Annotated in this window: 21 protein-coding genes; 12 read left to right on the top strand and 9 right to left on the bottom strand. The window is 71.2% G+C overall.

The genetic code is table 11. From position 1 onward, the window contains the following. The first annotated feature begins 443 nt into the window (after positions 1-443). The 9 genes from QF034_RS38780 to QF034_RS38820 all read left to right on the top strand — a co-directional run bounded on the left by QF034_RS38780 (position 444) and on the right by QF034_RS38820 (position 8,817). A complete protein-coding gene (locus tag QF034_RS38780; RefSeq protein WP_307179337.1) occupies positions 444-1,571 on the top strand; it encodes an LLM class flavin-dependent oxidoreductase in 1,128 nt (375 codons plus the stop codon). Beyond that, positions 1,568-2,065, top strand: a complete 498-nt coding sequence (locus QF034_RS38785; RefSeq protein WP_307179338.1) for a GNAT family N-acetyltransferase — start codon at positions 1,568-1,570, stop codon at positions 2,063-2,065. The genes QF034_RS38780 and QF034_RS38785 overlap by 4 nt, the downstream gene beginning before the upstream one ends. Beyond that, positions 2,062-3,015 carry an ABC transporter substrate-binding protein gene (locus QF034_RS38790; RefSeq protein ID WP_307179339.1) on the top strand — a complete coding sequence of 318 codons (954 nt, stop codon included), beginning with the start codon at positions 2,062-2,064 and terminating at the stop codon, positions 3,013-3,015. Before QF034_RS38785 ends, QF034_RS38790 begins: the two co-directional genes overlap by 4 nt. Before the next feature lie 3 nt (positions 3,016-3,018). Further along, complete coding sequence (locus QF034_RS38795) at positions 3,019-3,951, top strand: amino acid ABC transporter permease (RefSeq protein ID WP_307179340.1); 933 nt, start codon at positions 3,019-3,021, stop codon at positions 3,949-3,951. After that, the gene (locus tag QF034_RS38800) at positions 3,948-4,712 is read left to right on the top strand and encodes an amino acid ABC transporter ATP-binding protein (protein ID WP_307179341.1); all 765 of its coding nucleotides are present in this window, start codon (positions 3,948-3,950) and stop codon (positions 4,710-4,712) included. Before QF034_RS38795 ends, QF034_RS38800 begins: the two co-directional genes overlap by 4 nt. 34 nt (positions 4,713-4,746) lie before the next feature. Continuing rightward, positions 4,747-5,730 (top strand): ABC transporter substrate-binding protein, encoded by a 984-nt coding sequence (locus tag QF034_RS38805; protein ID WP_307179342.1) that lies wholly within the window; start codon positions 4,747-4,749, stop codon positions 5,728-5,730. A 51-nt stretch (positions 5,731-5,781) separates the two neighbouring features. Next, positions 5,782-6,909: an LLM class flavin-dependent oxidoreductase gene (locus QF034_RS38810; protein WP_307179344.1), complete on the top strand. Its 1,128-nt coding sequence runs from the start codon at positions 5,782-5,784 to the stop codon at positions 6,907-6,909. 152 nt (positions 6,910-7,061) lie between these two features. Further along, positions 7,062-8,162, top strand: a complete 1,101-nt coding sequence (locus tag QF034_RS38815; RefSeq protein WP_307179345.1) for a winged helix DNA-binding domain-containing protein — start codon at positions 7,062-7,064, stop codon at positions 8,160-8,162. A gap of 73 nt (positions 8,163-8,235) precedes the next feature. Continuing rightward, entirely contained in the window at positions 8,236-8,817 is a 582-nt protein-coding gene (locus tag QF034_RS38820; RefSeq protein WP_307179346.1) for an Rv1733c family protein, read from the top strand. Positions 8,818-8,913: 96 nt separating this feature from the next. Here QF034_RS38820 and QF034_RS38825 read toward each other — a convergent pair whose 3' ends face one another. The 8 genes from QF034_RS38825 to QF034_RS38860 all read right to left on the bottom strand — a co-directional run bounded on the left by QF034_RS38825 (position 8,914) and on the right by QF034_RS38860 (position 14,978). Further along, positions 8,914-10,167: a cation:proton antiporter gene (locus tag QF034_RS38825; RefSeq protein WP_307179347.1), complete on the bottom strand. Its 1,254-nt coding sequence runs from the start codon at positions 10,165-10,167 to the stop codon at positions 8,914-8,916. Between the two features lie 6 nt (positions 10,168-10,173). Further along, complete coding sequence (locus tag QF034_RS38830) at positions 10,174-10,659, bottom strand: cation:proton antiporter regulatory subunit (protein ID WP_307179348.1); 486 nt, start codon at positions 10,657-10,659, stop codon at positions 10,174-10,176. 132 nt (positions 10,660-10,791) lie between these two features. After that, positions 10,792-11,250, bottom strand: coding sequence for a hypothetical protein (locus QF034_RS38835; protein ID WP_307179349.1), 459 nt, complete (start codon positions 11,248-11,250; stop codon positions 10,792-10,794). Positions 11,251-11,552: 302 nt separating this feature from the next. Beyond that, positions 11,553-13,226 carry a purine-cytosine permease family protein gene (locus QF034_RS38840; RefSeq protein WP_307179350.1) on the bottom strand — a complete coding sequence of 558 codons (1,674 nt, stop codon included), beginning with the start codon at positions 13,224-13,226 and terminating at the stop codon, positions 11,553-11,555. A 216-nt stretch (positions 13,227-13,442) separates the two neighbouring features. Then, positions 13,443-13,652 carry a hypothetical protein gene (locus QF034_RS38845; RefSeq protein ID WP_307180124.1) on the bottom strand — a complete coding sequence of 70 codons (210 nt, stop codon included), beginning with the start codon at positions 13,650-13,652 and terminating at the stop codon, positions 13,443-13,445. A gap of 81 nt (positions 13,653-13,733) precedes the next feature. Beyond that, positions 13,734-14,084 (bottom strand): DUF8129 domain-containing protein, encoded by a 351-nt coding sequence (locus QF034_RS38850; protein ID WP_086563054.1) that lies wholly within the window; start codon positions 14,082-14,084, stop codon positions 13,734-13,736. An 86-nt stretch (positions 14,085-14,170) separates the two neighbouring features. Then, entirely contained in the window at positions 14,171-14,536 is a 366-nt protein-coding gene (locus QF034_RS38855) for a DUF6479 family protein (RefSeq protein WP_307179351.1), read from the bottom strand. Positions 14,537-14,573: 37 nt separating this feature from the next. Next, positions 14,574-14,978, bottom strand: coding sequence for a ChaB family protein (locus tag QF034_RS38860; RefSeq protein WP_307179352.1), 405 nt, complete (start codon positions 14,976-14,978; stop codon positions 14,574-14,576). A gap of 124 nt (positions 14,979-15,102) precedes the next feature. Here QF034_RS38860 and QF034_RS38865 point away from each other — a divergent pair, with 124 nt between their 5' ends. Both QF034_RS38865 and QF034_RS38870 read left to right on the top strand, forming a co-directional pair. Continuing rightward, entirely contained in the window at positions 15,103-15,471 is a 369-nt protein-coding gene (locus tag QF034_RS38865) for a four-helix bundle copper-binding protein (RefSeq protein ID WP_307179353.1), read from the top strand. A gap of 118 nt (positions 15,472-15,589) precedes the next feature. Beyond that, positions 15,590-16,768 carry an acyl-CoA dehydrogenase family protein gene (locus QF034_RS38870; protein ID WP_307179354.1) on the top strand — a complete coding sequence of 393 codons (1,179 nt, stop codon included), beginning with the start codon at positions 15,590-15,592 and terminating at the stop codon, positions 16,766-16,768. Positions 16,769-17,487: 719 nt separating this feature from the next. On the opposite strand, the gene QF034_RS38875 is transcribed toward QF034_RS38870, so the two are convergent. Then, positions 17,488-17,820: an RICIN domain-containing protein gene (locus QF034_RS38875; protein ID WP_307180081.1), complete on the bottom strand. Its 333-nt coding sequence runs from the start codon at positions 17,818-17,820 to the stop codon at positions 17,488-17,490. A gap of 282 nt (positions 17,821-18,102) precedes the next feature. On the opposite strand from QF034_RS38875, the gene QF034_RS38880 reads away from it, so the two are divergent. Then, entirely contained in the window at positions 18,103-19,338 is a 1,236-nt protein-coding gene (locus QF034_RS38880) for an MFS transporter (RefSeq protein WP_307179355.1), read from the top strand. The last annotated feature ends 48 nt before the right edge of the window (positions 19,339-19,386 follow it).

Raw genomic sequence — 19,386 nt, forward strand, 5'->3', positions numbered from 1 at the left:
GACGCACATAGGTGTCAACCACACATGGGCTGCATTCACCTTCCGTCCGCCATCCGGGCCGTGGTTGACGGAACGTGAGTTGTCCTGCTCAAGTATGCGCATGAATGCCGAGCAGCGCCTGGTCACCCGTGGCCACATCGACTTCGGTCGGGTGTGGTCCGCGGCGTGTTGCGTCTGACCCGGCAGCGGGCCGTCTGACCGGCCCTTCCCTCCCTCGGTGTCCCCGTCGCGGGCCGAGTCTCCTCCCTGACACGCGCTGCCGTCGCCGCCCCACCTCGCCCGGGGCCCACACCCCGGCGTCATCACGCCCGCTCTTCACCCGCATTCCCCTGCCCTGAGGCGCCGTCGTTCCCGACCGCGCCGAGGGCCGCCCCGCCGTGCCCCCGTGCCCTCGGACCGAACCCTCGGCACGGCATCACAGGACTTGAGGAAAGGCCATACCCATGCCCGTGGAGTTCCTTGGCATCGCCGCCACCAACGACGGCTCCGAAACCACCCCGCGCTCCGGCGCCGCCTTCGACAAGGAGTACACGCTCCGGCTCGCCCGGGCGCACGAGGAGCACGGCTGGGACCGGGTGCTGTTCGCCTACGGCTCCGGATCGCCGGATCCGGCACCGGCCGCCGCGTACATCGCAAGCCGGCTGGACCGTCTCCAGATCCTCCTCGCCCACCGGCCCAACGTCTCGTACCCGACCTTCGCCGCCAAGACCTTCGCGACCCTCGACCAGATCAGCGAGGGCCGCCTGACCGTGCACTTCATCACGGGCGGCAACGACCACGAACAGGGCCGCGAGGGTGACACCCTCAGCAAGGACGAGCGCTACGCCCGCACCCGCGAGTACATCCGCGTCGTCAAGAAGATCTGGACGACGCACGAGCCCTTCGACCACGAGGGCGAGCACTACCGCTTCCACGACTTCGTCAGTGACGTCTTCCCGGTCCAGCGGCCCCGCCCGAACGTGTCGTTCGGCGGCTCGTCGCCCGCCGCGTATGCCGCCGGGGGTGCCGAGGCCGACGTCTACTGCCTGTGGGGAGAACCGCTGGAGAAGACCGCCGAGCAGGTCGAGGCCGTGAAGGCCGCGGCGAAGGCGGCGGGCCGCACCGACGTGCCGCGCATCCAGATCGCCTTCCGCCCGATCATCGCCCCGACCGAGGAACTGGCCTGGGAGAAGGCCCACCGCACGGTCGGCGCCATCAGGGAGCAGGGCGCGGCAGGGCTCAAGCGGCGCCACCGTACCGACTCCCCGCAGAACACCGGATCGCAGCGACTGCTCGCCATCGCCGAGGAGGGGGAGCGCTACGACCGCGCCCTGTGGACCCCGACGGCCACCGCGACCGGCGGCGCGGGCAACTCCAACGCCCTGGTCGGCACCCCGGAGACGGTCGCCCGGGCCCTGCTCGACTACTACGACCTCGGTGTCGACATCCTCTCCGCCCGCGGCTACGACCTGCTGGGCGACGCCATCGACTTCGGCCGGTACGTGATCCCCCTCGTCCGCGAGGAGGTCGCCAAGCGCGACGCCGAGCGGGCGGCCCGCGGGACGCAGACCCTCGCGGCGGTGAACGGGTGACCTCCGCACCGGAACTGACGTTCATTCACGTGCCCGTCTCGGACCCCCGCGTGGAACCGCTGCTGCGCGAACTGGGCCACGAGTACTCGACCCGCTACGGCAGGGATGCGCACGCCGAGATCGCCCGCTACCCGGATGACGAGTTCACCGAACCGCACGGCGGTCTGCTCCTGTTGCTGCTGGAGCGGGGCGAGCCCGTCGCGGGCGGCGCCTTCCGCCGGTACGACCTGGCCACGGCCGAGCTGAAGCGGATCTGGACCCACTCCGCCCACCGGCGGCGCGGTCTGGCCCGGCGCGTCGTCGCCGAGCTGGAGCGCGAGGCGGCCCTGCGCGGCTACCGCCGGATCTTCCTCACCACCGGCCCGCGCCAGCCCGAGGCCCGCGCCCTGTATCTGGCCACCGGTTACACCCCGCTGTTTGACACAGAGGCCGACCCGGAGTCCATCGGGCCGCTGCCGTTCGAGAAACACCTCCGAGAGGCCCTCCACCCGTGAACACCCGCACGATCAGAACCCGCCCGCGCGCAACCGCCGCCCTCGCGCTGCTGCCCGCCCTGGCGCTGACGGCCTGCGGCTCCGGCGGCACGGCCGGGACCGGTCCGGTGGGCGCGCAGTCCCCCGCACCGACCTCCGACCCGGTCGCCGCCGTACGCAAGGTGGACTCCGTCGCCGCCCTGCTGCCCGCCGACGTCCGCAGGTCGGGCACCCTGCGCATCGGGAGCTCCGTCGGGTTCCCGCCCGGGGCCTACTATCCGAACGGCCCCGGCAAGGCGCCCGCGGGCCAGGACATCGACATCACCGACGCGGTGGCGAAGGTCCTCGGCGTGAAGGCGGTGCGGCAGGACGCCTCCTTCGAAACGATCCTGCCCGCCCTGGGCAGCGGCAAGTACGACGTCGGCACCGGCAACTTCGGCGTCACCACCCAGCGCCTGAAGACCGTCGACTTCGTCACCTACATCAACGACGGCCAGGGCTTCGCGGTGAAGAAGGGCAACACCACCCTCAAGACGAAGGTCACCGACCTCAAGCAGCTGTGCGGGCTGACCATCGGCACCGGCGCCGGCACCACCTTCGAGACCACCCTCACCGCGCAGAAAGACGTCTGCGCGAAGGCCGGCAAGAAGCCGTACGAGGTGAAGGTCTACTCGGAGAACGCCGCGACGCTCACCGCGCTCCAGCAGGGCCGCATCGACGTGATCATGTCGACCATCAACGGCCTGCGCTACCAGGCGGCCCAGCCCGCGGCGCAGACCACCTTCCTCGGCGAGTACCACCGCCTCGACGTCGGCTTCGCCTTCCGGAAGAACTCCCCGCTCACCAAGGCCTTCCAGGCCGCCGTCGACGAGCTCATCAAGGACGGTACGTACGTCCGGATCCTCAAGAAGTGGGGCACCTCCGCCTCCGCGATCGACGCATCGCAGATCAACCCGCCCGAGCACAGGTGACCCATGAGCAGCGACACCATCACAGAACCGGCCCCGAGGCTGGTAGAAGACCCGGCCGAGCTGAAGGTCGTACCCACCCGCCACTACGCCCGCTGGGCCGCCGGCGCCGCCGTGGTCGTGCTGATCGCCCAGTTCGTCCACGGCCTGGCCACCAACCCCGTCTGGGAGTGGCACGTCTTCAGCGACTACGTCTTCTCCGAGACGATCGTCCAAGCGGTGTGGGTGACCCTCCAGCTCACCGCCTACGCCACCGTCCTCGGCTTCCTCCTCGGCACCGTGCTCGCCTTCATGCGGCTGTCGCGCAGCCCGGTGCTCTCGACCGTCGCCTGGACCTACATCTGGATCTTCCGGTCCATCCCGATGATCGTCCAGCTGGTGTTCTGGTTCAACCTCAGCGCCCTGTACAAGGAGTTGGGCGTCGGCGTCCCCTTCGGGCCGGTGTTCTGGTCCGTCGACAGCAACACGCTCATCGGCACCATCGGCGCCGCCGTCATCGGGCTGACCCTGCACCAGGCCGCCTACGCCGCCGAGATCGTCCGCGGCGGCGTCATCGCCGTCGACCACGGACAACTGGAGGCCGCCGCCGCGCTGGGCATCCCCCGGCTGCGGCAGATCCGCCGGATCGTGCTCCCGCAGGCCATGCGCGCCATCCTGCCCACTGCGGGCAACGAGATCATCGGCCTGCTCAAGGGCACCTCGGTGGTCTACGTGATGTCCATCGGCGAGCTCTTCTACCAGGTGCAGGTGATCTACGGCCGCAACGGCCGGGTGATCCCGCTGCTGCTGGTCGCCACCGCCTGGTACGTCGTACTGACCTCCCTGCTGTCGATCGCCCAGTACTACGTGGAGCGCCGCTACGCCCGGGGCGCCGACCGCACCCCGCCGCCCACCCCGCTCCAGCGCGCCCGGCGCTTCGTGACGAAGGAGAGCACATGAGTGCCGCCATGGTCGACGTCCACGGCGTCCACAAGAACTTCGGCCCCCTTCAGGTGCTGCGCGGCGTCGACCTCACGGTCCGCGCCGGCGAGGTCACCGTGGTCCTCGGCCCGTCCGGCTCAGGGAAGTCCACCCTGCTGCGCACCATCAACCACCTGGAGAAGGTCGACCGCGGCTGGATCAGCATCGACGGCGAACTCATCGGCTACCGCCGCTCCGGGAACAAGCTGCACGAACTCAAGGAGAAGGACGTTCTGAGGCAGCGCACCCACATCGGGTTCGTCTTCCAGAACTTCAACCTCTTCCCACACCTGACCGTCCTGGAGAACCTCGTCGAGGCCCCCGTCTCCGCCCTGCGCCGCCCGCGCAGGGACGCGGAGGAGACCGCCCGCCGGCTGCTGGAGCGGGTCGGGCTCGCCGACAAGACCGGCGCCTATCCCCGGCAGTTGTCCGGCGGCCAGCAACAGCGCGTCGCCATCGCCCGCGCACTCGCCCTCGAACCCAAGGTGCTGCTCTTCGACGAACCCACCTCGGCGCTCGACCCGGAGCTGGTCGGCGAGGTCCTCGACGTCATCAAGGACCTGGCGCGCACCGGGACCACCATGATCGTCGTGACCCACGAGATCGGCTTCGCGCGCGAGGTCGCCGACACCGTGGTCTTCATGGACGGCGGAGTCGTCGTGGAGCAGGGCCCGCCCTCGGCCGTCCTCGACGCCCCGCAGCACGAGCGCACCCGCGCCTTTCTCTCCAAGGTCCTCTGACCACCCGACCGTCACACACGCAAGGAGCACCACCGTGGCCACCCTCGACGCCCGCCGCACCACCGCAGCAACGCTCGGACTCGCCACCGCCCTCGTCCTCGCCGGCTGCGCCAACCCCACCGACGGCGGCACGACCGAGGTCGCGGCCACATCCGGCAGCAAGACGAAGATCAACATCAGCCCCGACCAGAACCGCGTCACGACCGGAAAGGTCGACTCCATAGCGGCAGAAGTCCCCGAGAAGATCCGCAGGAGAGGCACCCTGGAACTCGTCTCCTCGTCCGGCTCCGCCGCGCCCCTGACCTTCTACGCCACCGACAACAAGACCGTCATCGGCGTCGAGCCCGACATCGCCCACCTGGTCGCCGACGTCCTCGGTCTCAAGGCGCACCTCAACACCGTGTCGTGGGAGAACATCTTCGTCGGCCTCGACAGCGGCAAGTACGACGCCGGCCTCAGCAACATCACCGTCACCGAGGAACGCAAGGAGAAGTACGACTTCGCCACCTACCGCGAGGACAACCTGGCCTTCGAGGCGAAGAAGGGCAGCGGCCTGAAGGTCACCGGGCCGAAGGACGTCGCCGGAAAGACCGTCGCCGTGGGCAGCGGCACCAACCAGGAGAAACTGCTGATCGAGTGGTCGGCGGAGAACAAGAAGGCCGGCCGCAAGCCGGTGGACATCAAGTACTACCAGAACGACAGCGACACCTACCTCGCTCTCCAGTCCGGCCGGATCGACCTCTGCCTCGGCCCCAACCCGACCGCCGCCTACCACGCGGCCACCACCGGCAGGACGGAGGTCGTCGGCACGTACTCGGGCGCCGGCGCCCGCCTCCAGGGCCTCATCGCGGCCACCACCAAGAAGGACAGCGGACTGGCGAAACCGCTCGCCGACGCGCTGAACCACGTCATCGGCAACGGCACGTACGCGAAGGTGCTGAAGCGCTGGGGTCTGTCCGGCGAGGCCGTGACCAGGTCGGAGATCAACCCGCCCGGCCTGCCGAAGACCGGCGGCTGACCGTCCGCCGGCCCGCAGCCCTGCCCACCGACCGCTGAGGAGCACCCGACCATGTCCGGCATCCCTCTCGGGGTCCTCGACCTCGTCCCCGTCCCGTCCGGCTCCACCTCCGCCGACGCGCTGCACCACACCATCGACCTCGCGCGGCAGACCGAGCGGTTCGGCTACAGCCGTTACTGGTTCGCCGAGCACCACCTCAACCCGGGCGTGGCCGGCACCTCTCCCGCGGTGCTGCTGGCCCTGACCGCCGCGGCGACCTCCACGATCAGGATCGGCTCCGGCGCCGTGCAACTCGGCCACCGCACGGCCCTGTCCACCGTCGAGGAGTTCGGCCTCATCGACGCCCTGCACCCCGGGCGACTCGACCTGGGCCTCGGCCGCTCCGGCGGACGTCCCCCGGGACAGCCGGCGGGACCCCGCCCGACGACCACCCCCGTCGTCGACGGGCGCACCCCCAACGGCCTGAAGATCCCGCCCCGGTTCTCCCCCGACCACCTGCGCGACTCACCACGCCTCAGGCTCCAGCAGCAACTGCTGCGGCAACCGGGCGCCCGTCACCAGGACTACGGCGAACAGGTCGGCGACATCCTCGCGTTGCTGCGCGGCGACTACCGCTCGGCGGACGGGCTCGAAGCACACGCCGTCCCCGGAGAAGGCGCCGACGTGCAGGTGTGGATCCTCGGCAGCAGCGGCGGGGAGAGCGCCGACGTCGCGGGCCGCAACGGCCTGCGCTTCGCCGCCAACTACCACGTCAGCCCGGCCACCGTACTGGAGGCGGCCGAGGGGTACCGGGCCGCGTTCCAGCCGTCTGACCACCTCGACAAGCCCTACGTCAGCGTCTCCGCCGACGTCGTCGTCGCCGAGGACGACGACACCGCCCGCGAACTGGCCACCGGCTACGGCCTGTGGGTCCGCAGCATCCGCACCGCCGAGGGAGCGATCCCCTACCCGACCTCCGAACAGGCCCGCGCCCACGACTGGACCGAGCAGGACCGGGCCCTGGTCGCCGACCGCGTCGACACCCAGTTCGTCGGCTCGCCCGGACGCGTCGCCGACCGGCTCGAACAACTGCGGGAGGCCACCGGCGCCGACGAACTGCTCGTCACCACCATCACCCACGACCACGCCGACCGGGTGCGCTCGTACCGGCTCCTCGCCGAGGAATGGCAACGCCGCTGAGCCGCTCGCCGCGGCGGGAACGGGGCCGGGCCGCGTGGCTGAGGGCGGATGCGGTCACAGCCTGACCGCATCGCCTGCGACGGTGGTCGGGCAAGCCGCCCGGGCCCCTCGAACCACGGGCCGGCACACGACTCGAAGGCCGAGGTGCTCCCTTGACGGTTCTCGACGCCCGGGCGCTCAACCGCGCCACCCTCGCGCGGCAGTTGCTCCTCGACCGCGCCGACCTGCCGGTCCTCGACGCCGTCGCGCACCTGGGCGGTCTCCAGGCGCAGGAACCGCAGGAACCGTTCATCGGGCTCTGGTCCCGGCTGCGGGCGTTCGACCCGGCGGTGCTGTCGGAACTGCTGACCGGGCGGCGCGTCGTGCGGACCCATCTCATGCGCCGCACCGTCCACCTCGTCACCGCCGACGACCTCGTGGCCTGGCGGGCCCGCCACGACGCGATGCTGCGCCAGCGGGTACTCGGCACGTACCGCCGCGAGTTGGAGGGCGTGGACCTCGGCGAACTCGCGGCGGCGGGGCGGCAGGTCATGGCCGACGGCCAACCCCGTTCCATGGGCGACCTCGCGCGAGCCGTCGCCGGGCGCTGGCCGGCAGCGGGGCTCCGGCCACTGGGCGAGATGCTGGTCGCCGGCCTGCTCCCGATGGTGCAGCTGCCGCCTCGCGGCCTGTGGCGCACGACGGCGGGAGTGCGCTACGCCCTGGTCTCCTCCTGGCTGGGGCGCGAGATCGACCCACCGGACCCGGACGGCTCCGATCCCGTGGGACAGGCACTGGTAAGGCGGTACCTGGCCGCGTTCGGACCCGCCGCCTCGGCCGATCTGCGCGCCTGGTGCGGACTGGCGGGACTGCCGGCCGCGGTCTCCGCCCTGCGCGAGGAACTGGTCGCCTTCCGCGACGAGCGCGGCCGGGAACTGCTGGACCTCCCCGACGCGCCGCGCCCCGACCTCGGCACCCCCGTGCCGGTGCGGTTCCTGCCGGCGTTCGACAACGCGATCCTCGGCTACCACGACCGCGGCCGGATCATCGACGACGCCCACCGCGGCCTGTCGGTCGAAGGCGCCCGCGTCGTCCTGGTCGACGGCCGGGTCGCCGCGACCTGGAAAGTCGAGGCGGACACCGTCCTGGTCACCCTGCTGCGCCGCTTCTCTCGGGCCGACCGCGCGTCCGTCGCCGAGGAAGGGCGGGCAGTGGCGTCCTTCCTCTCCGGTGGCGAGAGCGACCGGGTACGGATCACCTCGTCCTCCGGCTGAGCGATACGCCGACAGGAGCATTCAGGCGCACACTGGAAGGGTGCTGCCGGTGCTCACGAGGGGGTGTCGGCCGATGGAAACCTCAGAGCGTGTGACCGTGCGGTGGTGGCGGTGGCGGCGCAATGCGCTCAAACGGCGTATCGACGTCGTCGAAGCCTGGGTCGTGCTCGCCGGCTGGGCGTTGGCCCTGCTCGCCGGTGTGTGCGCCGGGCTGATGGCGGCGGGCGCGGTCGAGCGGGCCGTCGAACACCAGCAGGCGGAGAGCCGTCAGGTCTCCGCGGTCGCCGTCGAGGACGCGCCGGGCCCGTCACCGGCCCGGGCGGCGAGCGACCACCGGGTGTGGGCCAAGGTGCGGTGGACCGCGCCGGACGGCTCGACGCACACGGAGCAGGCGCGGGTGCCGCCGAGGACTCCCGCCGGGAGCACGATCCCCCTGTGGGTGAACCGGAGCGGTGACATCACGATCCCACCGGTGTCCGGGGGCGAGGCCTGGCTGCACACGACCGTGGGCGGCGGTCTGGCAGGAGTCCTCGCGGGCGGGGTGGTCCTGGGCGCCGCCTGGCTGACCCGGCTGTCCCTGGACCGGCGGCGCATGGCCCAGTGGGCCGCGGAATGGGAACGGATCGACACACGCCGCGGCTGGAAGACGGGCTGACCCCGGCACGGGAGCGCAGCCGTACCCCGTCCCCCCGCAGGGGGCGTGATGCTGGAAGCGAAGCGCGCGGTCGGTGGACTGCCCCGGCCGGGTCGGTCACGTGCGCCCGACGATGTCCTGGTCGTCGATGGTCTCGCGGGCGCCCGGGGGAGCAGGTGGCGACAGTGCGCCGGATGTGGTCCTCCTCCGGCGCAGTCGGCCGGTCAGGCCGGTCGCCACGGGCTCGGTGCAGCGCGCGGTCAGGGGGCCGAGCAGGACCAGGATGAGGACGTACGCCGTGGCCAGCGGGCCGAGGGCGGGCTCGATGCCGGACGTGACGGCGAGCCCGGCGATGACGATGGAGAACTCGCCGCGGGCCACGAGCGTGCCGCCGGCGCGCCAGCGCCCCTTGGGCCCGATCCCGGCGCGGCGCGCGGCCCAGTAGCCGGTGGCGATCTTCGTCGCGGTGGTGACGGCCGCCAGGGCGAGGGCCGGCACCAGCACGGGCGGGATGCTGGCGGGGTCGGTGTGCAGGCCGAAGAAGACGAAGAACACCGCGGCGAACAGGTCCCGCAGCGGCGCGAGCAGGCTCGTCGCGCCCTCGGCGACCTCGCCGGACAGGGCGATGCCCACCAGGAAGGCGCCCACCGCCGCGGACACCTGGAGTCGCTGCGCGAGCCCGGCGACCACCAGGGTCACGCCGAGCACCACCAGCAGCAGTTTCTCGGGGTCGTCGCTGGAGACGAAGCGGGAGACATGGCGGCCGTAGCGCACGGCGAGGACGAGCACGAGCGTGGCCACGCCCAGGGCGATGGCCAGCGTGACGGCGCCCGCGGCCAGGCCGACCCCGGCCAGCAGGGCGGTGACGATCGGCAGGTAGACCGCCATGGAGAGGTCCTCGAGGACCAGGATGCTCAGGATGGCCGGGGTCTCGCGGTTGCCGAGCCGCCCCAGCTCGCCCAGGACCCTGGCGATGACGCCGGAGGAGGAGACCCAGGTGACCCCGGCCAGTACGACGGCCGCGACCGGTCCCCAGCCGAGCAGCAGGGCGAGCACCGCACCGGGCAGGGCGTTGAGGACGGCGTCGACGACCCCGGCCGGGTAGTGGGTCCTGAGGTTGGAGACGAGGTCGGCGGCCGTGTACTCCAGGCCCAGCATGAGCAGCAGCAGGATGACACCGATCTCGGCACCGATGGCGACGAAGTCCTCGCTGGCGACGAGCGGCAGCAGTCCGCCCTCGCCGAAGGCCAGCCCGGCCAGCAGATAGAGAGGGATCGGCGAGAAGCCGAAGCGCCCGGCGAGGCGGCCGAGCAGCCCGAGCCCCAGGATGAGGCAGCCGAACTCGATCAGGAAGACCGCGGAGGAGTGCATGGCGGGTCACTCCCGCCCGAGTATCGCGGCGGCGGCCTCCACGCCCTCGCGGGTCCCGATGACGATGAGCGTGTCACCGCCGGCGAGCCGGAAGTCCGGCGCGGGGGAGGGGATCGCCTCGGCCCGGCGCAGCACCGCCACGATGGACGCGCCGGTGTCGGTGCGGATCCGGGACTCGCCCAGCAGCCGGCCGTTCCAGTGCGAGGTGCCGGACAGTTCGATCCGCTCGGCGACGAGCCCCAGGTCGGTGGTGGACAGCAGGTTCGGCGTGTGGTGCGCGGGCATCATCGCGTCGATGACCATCGCCGCCTCCTCCGCCGTCAGACGCACCGACAGGTCGCAGGCGTCCGGGTCGTCCTCGCGGTAGGCGCTGATGGTCCGGTGGCCGTCGCGGTGGGCGACCACGGACAGCCGGCGGCTCTCCCGGGTCGTCAGGTCGTAGCGGACACCTATGCCCGGCAACGGCGTACTGCTGAGGCGGGGCGCGCTCATGTCTGTCCCCCTTTCGTCGGCGTGCGCGTTCCTGATGACTCGCCTGCGGGGGCCGCGCCCGGACGAGCGCCCGGATCAGGCCTGTGAGCTCATCCTAGGCGGCCGTGCGGGACCGTACCCGTCTCGCGTGCGCTACCTGGAGGGTGCCGGGACGGGGGATCCGGACGGGAAGGGAGTGGCCGTGGGCAGCCTCGCGGTCGCCCCCTCCACCTGCCGCACGGTGCCCGTCCCCGGCCGGGTGTCCGTGCCCGCGCCGGCGGACAACTGGGACCAGGCTCCCAGCGCCAGAGCCACCGCGGCGGCGGTGGCGACGACCCGTCCCACGCGCCGGACCTTGGCACGGCGGTCCAGGTCGCCCCAGGACACGCGGATCCACAGGTCCTCCGGCTGCCACAGGTCACCGACGGCGTACGGGGGTTGGAGCCGCCGTCCCGCCGCCCGCTCCTGCGCGGAAGGCTCCCTGGGCGCGGAGGCGCGTATGGCGTGCTCGCTGTCCGTGAGGAACCTCAGCCACACGTCGTCCGGGACCGGGGGAGTGCCGACCGGCTCGTCGGGCGTTCCCCGTCCGCCGCCCGGTCCTTCGCTGGTCACGTCCCGTCATCTCCTCTCCGACCATCGGCCCGCAGCACTGCGCAACACAAGATCAGTATGCCGTCCGGTGCGCGAGAGCGCCCCTTCACGGGGGGCCGGCGAAGGGAGTCCGAGACCGACTTGGTACCCCCGTGCGCGGGGTGAGGAGGGTCCGGCGCGCCGGTGACGAAGGCCGCCGGGGCGGGCGAGCGGCCCTGGACGCCCTCGCCCCTCCGGGCCCCGGCGTGCAGAGGGCAGCGCAGTCGCCGCGGGAGTACGCGTCGAGGGGCGGAGGCGCTACGCGGCCTCCGCCCCCTCGGTGGTCAGACGACGGCGGGTGCCTCCGGTAGGACGTGGTCGCCGACCTTGTCGGTGCTCAGGCAGAGCGAGCAGACCACGGCATCGTGCGTCCGGCAGGCGGCCACGTCCGGCCGCTCGAACTGCTGCCGGCACACATGGCACTCGTAGGTGACGGCGCTGGGGTTGCCGTCCTCGTCGAGCAGCGGCTCGGCGATGCCGTCGTCGGTGCGGCGCAGGTAGTACCTGCCCTTGGTGACCATGGCCATCAGTGGGGTGAGGACGAACGCGATCACGGCGGCGGCGACGGGGGAGTACGGCTGGAGCGTGTCGCCCAGCGCGTGGAAGTACATGGCGATGGACAGCCCGGAGGCGGCGGCGAAGGCGACGACCCCGACCGGGTTGACGGCGTAGAGCATGCCGCGGCGGAACTCGGGGGCGTGCGGGGACAGCTTCAGCACGTACTTGTTGATGCCGATGTCGGTGGCCACGGTGACCACCCAGGCGATCGCGCAGTTCGAGTAGAAGCCCAGGATGCTGTTGAGGAAGCTGAACATGTCGGCCTCCATCAGGGCGAGCGCGAAGCCCAGGTTGACCAGGACGAAGACCAGCCGGCCCGGGTAGCGCCGCGTGAGGCGGGTGAAGGAGTTGGTCCAGGCGAGGGAGCCGGAGTACGCGTTCGTGACGTTGATCTTGATCTGGCTGATCACGACCAGGGCAACGGCCAGCGGCAGGACGAGCCAGGACGGCATCATCGCGTCGAAGGCGTGCTTGAACTGCTGGATCGGCTCCGGCGCGGCGGTGGGGCCGACCTCGGCGATGATGTAGACCGCGAGGAACACGCCGATGGCCTGCTTCAGCGCGCCCAGCACCACCCAGCCCGGGCCGGCCATCACCACGGCCGTCCACCAACTCCGCTTGTTCGCCTCGGTCTTGGGCGGCATGAAACGCAGGTAGTCGATCTGCTCGCCGATCTGCGCGATCAGCGACAGACACACGCCCGCGCCCAGCAGCACGGAGGCGGTGTTGACGCCGCCGTCCCCGTCGGTGCCCGCGTAGGCGAGGAAGCGGTCGACGGTCCCCGGGTCGGTGGCGACCAGGTAGACCAGCGGGCCGACCATCAGCAGCAGCCAGACCGGGGTGGTCCACACCTGGAGCTTGCTCAGCGCCGTCATGCCGTAGACGACCAGCGGGATCACCATGAGCGTGGACACCAAGTAGCCCAGCCACAGCGGCAGTCCGAGGCCAAGTTTCAGGCCCTGGGCCATGATCGAGCCTTCGAGGGCGAAGAAGATGAAGGTGAAGCTGGCGAAGATGACGCTGGTGAGGACCGAGCCGAAGTAGCCGAAGCCCGAGCCGCGCGTGATCAGGTCCAGGTCGATGTTGTAGCGGGCCCCGTAGTAGGCCAGCGGGAAGCCGGTCACGAAGATGACGACGGCGGCGACGGCGATCGCCAGCAGCGCGTTGCCCGTCCCGTGGGCCAGACCGATGCCGGCGCCGATGGAGAAGTCGGCCATGTAGGCGATGCCGCCGAGCGCGGTCGTCGCCACCACCATCGGGGTCCAGCGCCGGTAACTGCGCGGCGCGAAGCGGAGCGTGTAGTCCTCGAGGGTCTCCTTGACGGCCTGGTCGGCGCCCGGTGCTGCCTTCTGCGCGGGTTCCGGCTCGGTGACCTCGGCCAGTCGTGGCTCGGTACTCATGCCACGCCTCCTTGCTGCGGGTTGGGGACTGACAAGGCAGGCACGGTAGGCAGCGGTCGTTACCCCTAAATACTTCCTGCGTGAAGGGAATGTTTCGGTGGCATCGCGCGAGGGCCGAAGGCCGTTCTACGGCACCCCGAGTTCGAACAGCACATACCCCGCGTACGACCCGGAGGCCAGCGCGGCCGTGCCGAGCACCGCGGCCAGGGACGGCCATCAGACCCCGTCCTCGCGCCGGCGCAGGGACAGCAGGGCGGCGACCGCGAGGGCGGCGACCAGCGCGGCGGCGGTGGGCCGGCAGAGTCCTGCCGCGCAGGTCAGCAGCCCCGCGGTGAGCCAGCGGCGGGACATGACGGCGTGACAGGCCCATGCGGCGAGGGCCGTGTAGAGGGACGCGTCGCCCCGCGTCTCAGTGACCCCCTGCACCACTGAAAAGACGCACTGCGCGCGAAAAGGGCCCGTGCACAGGCACGGGCCCTTCTGGTCAGCTCTGTCCGGCGGTGACGCCTACGTGCGGTCGCCCTTCGGCTTGCCCCGCTGGTCGGGCGTGCCGTGCGGCGGCGGGCTGAACGGCTGCGGAGACGTGGCGGGCGACACCGGAGAGCCCCCGTGCCCCTCGCCCGCCTCGGGACGCAGCGCGCCCGGATCGCCGGACGTCGGCTCCGCGCCCTCGCGCAGCTGCTCCAGGCGGGAGCCCAGCAGCTCGGTCACCGGCAGCCGGTCGGCGTGCGAACGCTCGTACGCCAGCAGTTCCTCCACCTCGTCCGCGGACAGCGACCGCACACGGCTCTCCAGGCCGCCGATCGGCAGGTGGTCGTAGTCCGGCAGCGGCAGCGTGTTGCGGGCGGGATCGGCCATGGTTCTCACTTCCCTGTGTACGACGTGGGTCCGGCGTGTTCACGTACGACCTGGGGTACGGAGCGCAGTGCCTTGGGGAGCGGGGCTCAGCGGCCGCCGGGGCCGCCGCTGCCGAACGAGCCGCTGCTGCCCTCGTTCCAGCGGGGACGCTCCTGGGTCGCGCTCCTGCGGTCGCTCTGGTTGCCGTGGGTCTTCAGCTCGTGCGGCGTCAGACGGTCCTGGCTTCTCGGCACCTCGTCGGGCTCCCGACGCTCACTCGTCTCACGGACCGGGCCGCCGTCGGGCAGTCGCGGCTGCTCGTCGGGCCGCGGCGTGGGCAGCTCCCTGCGCTTGACGCGCACGCCGAGGACGAAGGCCCCCAGCAGTAGGACCACGACCACCACACCCGCCACGATCAGCCCGATGCCGAGGGCCCCGCGGCCCGCGGCCATCTCCATCCATGCGCTAGTCATGGCACGCGAGTACCCCTGGTCCTCACCATGAACCTGTTCACCCCGACCGGGCGGACCGGGTCTTCGACCGGTTCTCCTTGCGGACGGCGTCCAGCAGCTCCGCCTTCGACATGCGGGACCGCCCCTCGACGCCCAGCCGCTTCGCGAGGTCGTACAGGTGCTCCTTCGAGGCCCGCTCGTCGACGCCCTCGCCGCTGCGGCCGCCCTGCTGCCGGGGCCGGGCCGAGCGCGGGTCCGACGGGGCCTTCCGGCCGCCCTCCTTGCGCTCCCAGTGGTCGCCGACCTTCTCGTGGGTGTGCTTCAGCGCGCCGAAGGCCACGCGGTGCGCGCGCTCCCCCTCGCCGTACTGCTCCACGGCAGAGTCGTGCGCCTTGATCCAGGTGCGCTGCGCCTCCTCGGCGGACCGCTCCAGGGTCGACGGGAGTTCCTGTCGCCCGGGCATGTGACTCACCTCCGTGCGTCGTCGTTCCCGGGCTGCCGGGTGCCCGGTCGGCAAGGCCGGAAAACCGTACGGAACCCTTGGCGGCACCGGGTTTGACCGGCGTCGGGGGGGCTACCCGCGCGGTGTGACGACATCCCAGCAGGAGCTGTTCCGGTTCCTGGAGGACCGCTTCGCCTGTGCCCAGGCGTGCACCGAGTGCGCCCGGGCGTGCGCGTTGCGTGCGAGCCTCGTGGACCCCGACGGCACCGAGAACCAGGAACTCGTACGACGCAAGGGCATCATGTGCGCGGAGGTCTGCGACGCGACCTGCCGTGTGCTGTCCGAGCAGAACCAGGTGGACGAGTCGACCATCCGCGTTCAGGTGGAGTGGTGTCGGACCGTGTGCCTGGAGGCCGCGCATGTCTTCGACCGGCAGCCGGGAGCGGAGGACTCGGCGGCGGCGTGCCGGACGTGCGCGCGGGCGTGCACGGACTTCCTCTCGACGTTGAACTGAGGAGGCTTTTTGCAGCGGGCCGGCCCGGGGATGTTCCCCGTCGCTCGCCATTCCCAATTTCTGTAACACGTTCTACGGTGTGCGCCGACAGGACCGGCCTTGGGAGCCTGGAGGCGCCGTGCACCTCGAATACACGCCCGAGCAGCAGCGGCTGCGCACCGAACTGCGCGGCTACTTCGCCGAACTGGTCCCGGACCACGCGTACGCCCGGCACGGCGACCCGGCCGCCCGGAAGCGGTTCTACCGCGAGACCATCCGGCGGCTCGGCGCGGACGGCTGGCTCGGCGTGGGCTGGCCCGAGGAGTACGGCGGGCGCGGCCTGACGGCGATGGAGCAGTTCATCTTCTTCGACGAGGCCGCCCAGGCCGGCGTCCCGCTGCCGCTCATGGCGCTGAACACCGTCGGCCCGACGATCATGCAGTACGGCACCGACGAGCAGAAGGCGTACTTCCTGCCGCGGATCCTCTCCGGCGAGATCGACTTCGCCATCGGCTACAGCGAGCCCGGCGCGGGCACCGACCTCGCGTCCCTGCGGACCCGCGCGGTACGGGAGGGCGACGACTACGTCGTCAACGGCCAGAAGATCTGGACGACCAACGGTGACACGGCGGACTGGGTGTGGCTGGCGGTCCGTACGGATCCGGAGGCCCCGCCCCACAAGGGCATCACCATGCTGCTCATGCCGACCACCGACCCCGGCTACTCCTGCACCCTCATCAACACCCTCGCCTCGCACGACACCACGGCCAGCTACTACGAGAACGTCCGCGTCCCAGTCTCCCACCGGGTCGGCGCCGAGAACCAGGGCTGGCGGCTGATCACCAACCAGCTCAACCACGAACGCGTGACCCTGGCCGCCCACGGCACCATGGCGATCCGCGCCCTGCACGACGTGCAGCGCTGGGCGATGGAGACCAAGCTCGCCGACGGCCGCCGGGTCGCCGACCTGCCCTGGGTACGCCGCCTCCTGGCCCGGACCCACGCCCGGCTGGACGCGCTGAAGCTGCTCAACTGGCGGATGGTCGGCGCGGTGCAGGACGGCACCCTCACCCCGCAGGACGCCTCCGCCGTCAAGGTCTACGGCTCCGAGGCCCGGCGCGACGCCTACGCCTGGCTCATGGAGATCGTCGCCGCCCCCGGCGCGCTGAAGGAGGGCTCGGCGGGCGAGGTCCTGCACGGCGAGCTGGAACGCGGCTACCGCTCGGCGGTCATCTTCACCTTCGGCGGCGGCAACAACGAGATCCAGCGGGAGATCATCTCGTGGATCGGGCTGGGGATGCCGCGGGTGCGACGCTGACGACCTGTGACGAGGATTTATAGTTGGCACAAAAGAGGGATAGTTGGCATCAAGATCACCGTCATTCTCAGAGGTGACGGCGCATCACTTCGATGCACCTGGCTCGGGCCGCGTTCGATCGATCCCGGGGGTACGGGTTTCCGAGGTTCATGCCGCTGTCTGCGTCGATCGGTGGCTGCTGCCAGGCGAGGCTCATCTGCGCGCCGGCCTCCGCTCGCGCCGTGGCCACGAGGGTTGCGTAGGGGCCTGCGACGGTTGTGGCCTCGATCTGGAGCCATGCCTGGTGGAAGGTCCAGAAGCCCTTTGGACCTCGTCCACCGTTGCTCTTCCGGGTTCTACGACCTGCGCGACGGCGAAGTCCTGCCTGACGAAGACTCTCACGGCATGGGCACGCCGGGACACGGCCGGCGCGCCATCGTTCTCGGTCTGGCTTCCGCCGCGGCGGCGTGGCCGTCATTCTGATCAGATCCCGTCGGCCGTCGCGAAACGCCCCATGCAGAGGCTCGTCCAGCCCGCCGGCTGGACGCGTGCCCGCGAAGGGATCATCAACACCCGAGCCTGTCGAGCGCGTGACCCCAGCGTCGGGGCGAGGCAAACAGCTTTACACTCCTGCCCCTGGCGCGCGATCTTGGCGTCGGGCCGTGCGTCACGCTGACCTCAACCAGCCGAAAGACGACAGAAAGACGGACAGGACAGCCGCTATGACCGACCCCGCTCCTTCAATGACAGCGAGCGGTTCCGCAACGGGGCGAGCGGGTCTGAGGTGCTCTTCGGCCCGCTCGCTCTGCTGCTGCAGTGAAGACGTCCCTCCCTGATCGTCCGACGACGAGCCACTGCTGGTTCACGCCGCCGTTGCAGCTCGACTGACTGAGGGCGGCTCCATTGGTGGTCGATGCTCCGGCGACCTGGAGGCACAAACCGCTGTTGACGTTGGTGAACGTGACGTAACCGCCTATCGCCGCCGTCTTGCGCCAGAGTTGATGCGTGCCGCCGTCGCAGGTCCACTGATCGGCCGTCGCACCGTCGGCGGTGGAGCCACCGGGGATTTCCAGGCATTTCCCGCAGGGCGGGCACGCGCGCCCTGACGCTCCCGTGTGGGGCCGATCGCCGCCACGAGAGGCCGCGAAACTGCCCGGCTACGCCCCTGGCGGGACGCCACCCCTGACGCTCTCCCAGTAACTGTTGGACGGATGAATTCGCATACGCGGACTCTTTGCATCCGGCAAGGGAGAATTTCCTCCCCCTCACAGAACGGATATCCGGTGCGAAGCTGTGCGGCGTCAGCACTCCCCGCGGCCAGTCGCGGTTCGCTCCGGAAAGAGAACACCACTCAGATGCCACCCCTGACCGACGACCGATCCGCCAAGCTGCCTTTCGTCGTCCTGGTGCTGGCAGCCGGGATCTTTCTGATGGGCACCACCGAGTTCGTCATCGCGGGCCTGTTGCCCGAGATCTCGGACGATCTGGGCGTCAGCGTGTCCCACGCGGGGCTGCTGATCACGGCCTTCGCGGCAGGCATGATCGTCGGCGCACCGGCGATGGCGATCGCGACGCTGCGCCTGCCGCGGCGGTTCACGCTGGTCCTCGCGCTCACCGTCTTCGCGCTCGGCCACGTGGTCGCCGCCCTCAGTCCGTCCTTCGCGATCGTGCTCGCGGCTCGCGTGGTGACCGCACTGGCCACAGGTACCTTCTGGTGCGTCGCCGCAGTCGTGGCGACAACCGCGGCAGGACCGGCAATGACGTCCCGGGCCCTGGGCATGCTGCTCGGGGGCATGACCATGGCCAACATCGCCGGCGTACCGCTGGGCTCGTGGCTGGGGCAGGTATCCAACTGGCGGGGGCCGTTCTGGGTGCTGGCCGCCCTGTCGGCCGCCGCGGCGGCGGTCATCGGCCGGTACATCCCCGACGAGGAGCAGCGCGAAGCGCGTTCTGTCCGGGCTGAGTTCGCCGCGCTGCGCCAGGGCCGGGTCTGGCTGGCGCTGAGCGCCATCGCCTTGCTCATGGGAGGTGTCCTGGCGACCTACACCTACATCTCGCCCCTGCTCACCGAGCGGGCCCAGATCCCCGCCGCGGCCGTGCCCCTGGTCCTGACCGGCTACGGTGCGGGCGCCCTGCTGGGCACCACGGTCGGCGGGCGCCTGGGTGACCGTCGGCCGCTCGCCACCCTCATCACAGCCGCCGCCGCGAGCAGCCTGATCCTGCTCCTGCTGGTGTTCTTCTCCACGAGCCCCGTGGCGACCGTCGTCCTGGTGACGGTCATGGGGGTGACCGCGTTCGCCGCCTCCCCGGTGCTCGGCGCGCTGGTCAGGCGCTTCGCCGGTTCCGCGCCCACGCTCGCCTCCGCGCTGGCCAGTTCGTCGTCCAACGTGGGCGTCGCCGTCGGCTCCTGGGCGGCAGGCATCGCCCTGGCCTCACCACTGCGGCAGGCCGGGCCTCCGCTGGTCGGCACGGTGACCGCCGCCCTGACCCTCGTACCGCTGACCGCACTCGCGCTGATGCGCGCCACCCGATCTGACGACCACGCCGCCGCCAGCGACCCCTCACCCCGTGGTCGAGCCCGGGTGGGGTGACGAAGCCGCACCTACAGATCCCCGTAGTGAGACTGCCGAGAGGGGCCA

Origin of the sequence: Streptomyces africanus (genome assembly GCF_030816955.1) — a bacterium.
Lineage (GTDB): Bacteria > Actinomycetota > Actinomycetes > Streptomycetales > Streptomycetaceae > Streptomyces > Streptomyces africanus.